This is a genomic window from Methylobacter svalbardensis (assembly GCF_037671525.1).
GTDB lineage: Bacteria > Pseudomonadota > Gammaproteobacteria > Methylococcales > Methylomonadaceae > Methylobacter_A > Methylobacter_A svalbardensis.
On the sequence record NZ_JAWPOH010000110.1, the window covers coordinates 1 to 6,303 of the forward strand.

Below are 6,303 nucleotides of genomic sequence, written 5' to 3' on the forward strand. Positions count from 1 at the left end.
CAGTTTTTGTACAATTGAATTCGAAAAGCTTAGCGTTATGATTTTAAGTGCTCCTTTAAGTTTTTTCAGTAGAAATAAGTATATCTTCAAAGGAGTTTTTTACTGTTTTGGAAATTAATTTTCTGGAAGTCTATAGGCGCAATGCTTCGTACTTTTATTGAAGCTGGAATTACTTCAAGGGACATGAAACCAGGCCATATTGCTTGGGATGTTGCTAAAGAGCAAGGGAGGTCAGCAGACGAGGCAAGTCAAACCGATTTGCGACTTATTGGTATTGGCTTAGGCTCATTTTTAGATTTTGCAGGTATTTATTATTCTTATTATAGAAAAGACAAAGTGGCGACAGAACTTAATCGGCATGCAATTTTACACTGTGCATCGGTCTCACCTGATTTGTGGACTCGAGACAACGCAATAAAACTTCTTATATTCATAGACTTAACATTACGCTTAGAGGTGCCCCTTTGCATATTGCTTAAGGAAGACTAACAGGAATTAAACACCTCAAGATACATTGACAGTTCTCATAAGGATTTCCGCTGGTTCCCAAGCTCCAGCTTGGGAACCCAGTCGTGGAAGCTCCAGCTTCCCGTCTACTCTCACCACAAAGGAGCACAACCATGCCAAGAAGCCGCTACCGCGTCCAATGCGACCCGTGCCCACACTTCCTGACCGCAACGATAAACCACTGGCTGCCGTTGTTTACCCGCCCTGAAACTGTGAACATCATTCTGGATTCTTGGCGTTTTTTACAGCGGGACGCAGGCTTTCGATTATATGGTTACGTCATCCTTGAAAATCATCTGCATCTTATTGCCGCTTCGGAGAATTTGAGCCATGACATGCAGCGTTTTAAATCCTACACGGCGAAGCAAATCATCTCGCATCTGGAACAACGCCGCTCGGTCAAGCTGTTGGAGTTGCTGGCGTTTTTTAAACGCGCCCATAAGCAGGAGACCACTTATCAGGTTTGGGAAGAAGGCAATCATCCGCAAATCATCGAATCTGAGGTGGTTATGCGTCAAAAGCTGGATTACATTCATCACAATCCCGTAAAGCGGGGCTACGTGGATCAGCCGGAACATTGGCGTTATTCCAGTGCGCGTAATTATGCCGGTCAAGACGGTTTGATTGAGGTGATTCGGTCGTGGTGAGTTGCTCGGGAAGCTGGAGCTTCCGAGACTGGGTTCCCAAGCTGGAGCTTGGGAACCAGCGCATCAGCGCACCAGCGCAATATAGGTAGTGATACGGATGCTATTGATTTTGTTCACATGCTTAGATTCAACTCATAAGTGCAATTACCACTGATACAGATTCTAAGAACCTGATCACCATCGCCAACCGGAGGCAAACAATATGAATCAGGATAAAGCCAAAATTAATGTTTATTACGATGGCGCCTGTCCCAAATGCGTTAAAGACAGGTCGACCTACGAAAAACTCGCCGGTAAAGCGGGCGAAGACGTCTGCTGGATCGACATCACCGGCCGGGAAGAGCAACTGCGTAAAATCGGCATCGATCCTCACAAGGCGCTAACCGAACTGCATGTTCAGGATGAAAATCAGCGGATTCATTCCGAGATGGATGCGTATATCCTGCTGATGAGCAAAGTGCCTGTGTTGAAGCCTCTGGCCTGGCTGATCGGGTTGCCGCTGATTCGTCCGTTGCTCGCCAGAATCTATCATTGGCAGGTTAACCGACGCCTGCACCGTAGCGGACGGCTATGAAATAATGAATCCACCAAAAGCATTGTCCACGAAAAACACGAAAAGCACGAAAATTCCCCAAACGACTTTTTCGTGCTTTTCGTGTCGCCTAGAGGCGCCTACTTTTGGCTTTCGTGGACCTTATTTTTTTCTACGGATCAGATTTTGATGGGATGTTCTTTCTCGGGAATCACCTAATCCACCAATTTTTTCAACACCGTGCGCAGAATGCCGCCATCCCGATAATATTGAATTTCAATCGGCGTATCGATGCGGCTTACAGTCTTAAAGGCCGTGACGGTTCCATCAGGCGCGATTGCCGAAACGTTAATTTGCTGTTGCGGCGCTGTTGTATCGGAAATGTCGATAGCAAATGTTTCCGTCCCGGTTAATTTCAGGCTTTTAGCCGATTCGCCGCTGATAAATTGCAGCGGCAAAATGCCCATGCCGATCAGGTTGCTGCGGTGAATTCTTTCGTAACTCTCGGCGATAACCGCTTTTACACCCTGCATAAACGGGCCTTTCGCCGCCCAGTCGCGGGATGAGCCGGAACCGTATTCCTTGCCAGCAAGGATGCACAGCGGTATGCCAGCCTTTTTATACGCCATCGCGGCATCGAAAAACGTTGTCCGTTCGCCGGTCGGATGATAAATCGTCAGATTGCCTTCGATGTCGGGAACCAGCAGGTTATGGATACGAATATTAGCAAAAGTGCCCCGAGCCATCACCTGATCGTTGCCCCGACGCGAACCGTAACTGTTCCAGTCTTTTTGTTCTATGCCTTTCTCTAAAAGGTATAACGCCGCCGGAGAGTGTGGGGCGATTTGACCGGCCGGTGAAATGTGATCGGTAGTCACCGAGTCACCAAACAGCGCCAGCACCCGCATGCCGGTAAGAGAATGAATCTGTTGCCGGTCTGTCGTCACTCCTTCGAAGAACGGCGGTTTCCTGATATAGGTCGAATTCTCGTCCCATGCATACAATTCGGTGCCGAGAACTTCAATTTTTTGCCATGCTTTAGTGCCGGTGAACACATCCGCATAACGTTCCCGAAACATCTCCGGCGTTACAAACTGCCTGATGGCTTCAGCCACTTCCCAAGGCGTAGGCCAGATGTCTTTCAGATAAACCGGTTTGCCATCCTTGCCTTCGCCCAGCGGTTCTCGGGTAATGTCCAGCGCCGTTGACCCCGCCAGCGCATAGGCAACGACCAGCGGCGGAGAGGCGAGATAGTTGGTCTTGGTCAGCGGATGCACGCGGCCTTCGAAATTCCTGTTGCCGGACAATACCGCCGATACGACCAGATCGTTTTCCACTATCGCTTTTTCAACGGCTTCATCCAGCGGGCCGGAGTTGCCGATGCAGGTGGTGCAGCCATAGCCGACCAGATAGAAGCCAAGCTGTTCCAGAAAGCCAAGCAGCCCCGACTGCGTTAGATACTCCGTTACCACCATTGAACCGGGGGCCAGCGAGGTTTTGACATAATTTTTAACCTTTAAGCCTCGCTCCACCGCTTTTTGGGCAACCAGACCTGCTGCCAGCATGACCGATGGGTTGCTGGTGTTGGTGCAGGACGTGATCGCCGCGATGACGACTGCGCCATGGGTGATTTTCTCATCGGCATTATTCCTCGATACGATGCCGCTGCGTTCCAGGTCATGCTCGAACAGTCCCATGCCCTTGATACCTGTCGGTTCGATCAGCATCTGCCGGTAGGTCGGCCCGACTTCACTGAGCGATATCCGGTCTTGAGGACGCTTTGGGCCTGCCAGCGAGGGTTCAATGGTGCCGAGATCGACTTCCATAACCTGGGTAAATTCAGGGTCCGGCGTAGTGTCGGTGCGAAAAAGCCCCTGTTCCTTGGCGTAACGTTCGGTCAGATCGATCAAATCCGCATGACGTCCGGTGAAACGCATGTAGCTGAGGGTCTCGTCGTCGATCGGAAAGAAACTCACCGTCGAACCTTGTTCAGGTGCCATATTACTGAGCGTAGCCCGATCCGGAATACTCAAATTGGTCAGCCCGGAACCGTAAAACTCAATGAACTTTCCGACCACGCCAAAGTTCCGGCAAAGCTCGGTAATGCGCAGCACCAGGTCAGTAGCGGTCACGCCCGGCGGCAGCATTCCGGTCAATTTAATGCCGACCACATCGGGAACCAGCATATAGATCGGCTGGTCCAGCATTACCGCTTCGGCCTCGATACCGCCGACGCCCCAGCCCAGCACGCCCAGGCCGTTAATCATCGGCGTATGCGAATCGGTGCCGACGCAGCTGTCGGGGTAACAGACGTTTTTATCCTTGTTATGGAACACAACCGGCGCAAGGTACTCAAGGTTCACCTGATGCACGATGCCGGTAGAAGGCGGCACCACGCGAAGATTTCGGAACGCCGATTGCCCCCATTTAAGGAATTCATAGCGTTCGGCGTTCCGTTCAAATTCGACGGTTTCGTTCAATAACAGGGCGTTAGACTTACCGAAATAATCGACCTGCACCGAGTGATCGATCACCAAGTCGCAGGGAATAAAAGGATTGATTTTTTTCGGATCGCCGCCCAGTCGCTTCATCGCATCCCGCATCGCGGCCAGATCCACGAGCGCCGGAACGCCGGTAAAATCCTGCAATATCACCCGGGCCGGTTTGAAAGGTATTTCATATCGTGCGCCTTGCGGCTGCCAGTTGGCGACGCTTAAGACATGCTCTTGGGTAATGATGTCGTCGTCGCAGTTGCGCAATAAAGACTCAAGCAGGATTTTTATCGTATGCGGCAGCCGTGAGGCATTGGCAGCGCCGATAGATTCAAGTCGGGACAAGGAATAATAGGAGACCGAGCCGACGCTGTCGGTTTTTAGTTGTTGACGCGCACCAAATGGATCGTGGTTAATCATGATAGAAACCTCCCTGATGGGCTCGACAAATGTTATCAACTTGAATAGCTTCTACTCGTATTTGTAGTTGCGTCAAGGATTTTGATTCTATCTTGAGGTAATCGAGAGCTTAATTTTGGTTTAGAACCTCATGCGAATGAAGCAAAAATCTAAACCGGATCAACTTGCTCCATTTTGTTTTTGCAATAACTGAGCGGGACGGGGTTTGCAACCCCGTTCTTAACGTTTTTGCGATGTCTGAGCTCTTAATCAACACAAAACGTTTCGAACGGGGCAAACTGGCGCTCGTCTACCACTCAGCCTACATAACTAACGCGCAAAGTGTTATGCTTCCCTCGAATCAACCTATCACGATGAAGGCACATGGACATTCCCCAGCAGCTAGAAGAAAGCCTGAAACACGGCAAAGTCATCCCCTTTGTCGGCGCTGGCGTATCCATGACTGTGTTGGACAAGTCTGACAAACCACTATTTCCCAGTTGGAAAGCATTGCTGATGGCGGCGGCAAAGCGGCTGGAAGAAGAAAAAAAACCGGACGACGTAGCCTTGGTTCGCAGTTTGGTCAATAAAGACGAATTGCTGGATGCTGCGAAGTATGCTCGGAAAGCTCTGGGTGCCAACTGGTACGGTTTCCTTAAAAGCCAGATCGACAAAACCAGTGACGAAGCCCAAGACGCCAGCCTGGAACTGGCTCGGTTGGCGTGGCGACTGGGTTCCAATCTGGTCATAACTACCAACTACGACAACGTGTTGCATTGGGCTTGTCCTAAAGCGCACGATATGGATAAATGGAATATAGAAGCCGCTGTAGAGCTATGCAGTCTACTGCGTGATGGCGTTAAAAAGCCTACCGTCTGGCATTTGCACGGCCATATCGGCGATAGCGCCAACATCATCCTGACGCCCGACAGTTACCAACGGCTGTATGCTGACGATTCCACCGAAAAACGTTACAAAGCCGCCATCCAAACCCTGCACCATCAATTAGCCAGCCACAGTTTTTTATTTATCGGTTTTAGCTTGGCGGATGAGGATTTCACTGACCAGTTGCGGATGCTGGAAGAGGTATACCAAGGCGCGGCTGGTCCCCACTACGTGTTGCTGCCGGAAGCGCAAAGAGGCCATTTCAAATCGCCGACGCCCGCCATTGAGCCGGTGTTTTTCAAGGATTTTGGCGAACCGCTGCTGGATTGTCTGCGGCACATGGCTGGCATCGCCGCCAGCGCGATCAAGTCGACGCCCATCCTCGAGGCCGCCGTGGCCGATTACAGTCCGGACAAATCGGTGTTTTACGTGCCGTTCCGCGCCAAAGGCGAACAAATGGTCGGTCGCCGTGACGCCCTGGAGCAAGTGCGCCAACAGCTTTGTCACGGCAAGCGTACCTCCATCGGACAGACTGCCGCTTTCCAGGGTCTGGGCGGCTTGGGCAAAACCCAGTTGGCAGTGGAATACGCCCATGCCTACCAAGATGAATATCCTAACGGCGTCATCTGGATCAACGCCGATCAGGACATCACCGCCCAGCTCATCAAGCTGGCGGAAGAGGCGCGCTGGGTGTCGCCTTTGTCGGATCAGCCCTAGGCTGTCGAAATCAGCCCTTTTTCGCAAGCTAAACATTCCCCGATTTTTGGCTTTCAATATTATTGAAAAAAGCTTTGCGTTTCTTGCGTACGGTATAGGGGATGCTTGATTTCTCCCACATCTC

At 50.9% G+C, this 6,303-nt stretch carries 5 protein-coding genes; 4 read left to right on the forward strand and 1 reads right to left on the reverse strand.

The genetic code is table 11. The features are described from left to right. Nucleotides 1-141: 141 nt before the first annotated feature. From RW114_RS19510 to RW114_RS19520, 3 genes are all read left to right on the forward strand, one after another. Nucleotides 142-489: a hypothetical protein gene (locus RW114_RS19510; RefSeq protein WP_340124411.1), complete on the forward strand. Its 348-nt coding sequence runs from the start codon at nt 142-144 to the stop codon at nt 487-489. Between the two features lie 131 nt (nt 490-620). Further along, the gene (locus RW114_RS19515) at nt 621-1,154 is read left to right on the forward strand and encodes an REP-associated tyrosine transposase (RefSeq protein ID WP_340124412.1); all 534 of its coding nucleotides are present in this window, start codon (nt 621-623) and stop codon (nt 1,152-1,154) included. Nucleotides 1,155-1,356: 202 nt separating this feature from the next. Next, nucleotides 1,357-1,728, forward strand: a complete 372-nt coding sequence (locus tag RW114_RS19520) for a thiol-disulfide oxidoreductase DCC family protein (RefSeq protein ID WP_340124413.1) — start codon at nt 1,357-1,359, stop codon at nt 1,726-1,728. A gap of 173 nt (nt 1,729-1,901) precedes the next feature. Here the strand turns inward: RW114_RS19520 and acnA are convergent, their stop codons facing one another. Beyond that, nucleotides 1,902-4,598 carry an aconitate hydratase AcnA gene (gene acnA / locus RW114_RS19525; protein WP_340124414.1) on the reverse strand — a complete coding sequence of 899 codons (2,697 nt, stop codon included), beginning with the start codon at nt 4,596-4,598 and terminating at the stop codon, nt 1,902-1,904. 363 nt (nt 4,599-4,961) lie between these two features. Here acnA and RW114_RS19530 point away from each other — a divergent pair, with 363 nt between their 5' ends. After that, complete coding sequence (locus tag RW114_RS19530; RefSeq protein WP_340124415.1) at nt 4,962-6,179, forward strand: SIR2 family NAD-dependent protein deacylase; 1,218 nt, start codon at nt 4,962-4,964, stop codon at nt 6,177-6,179. The last annotated feature ends 124 nt before the right edge of the window (nt 6,180-6,303 follow it).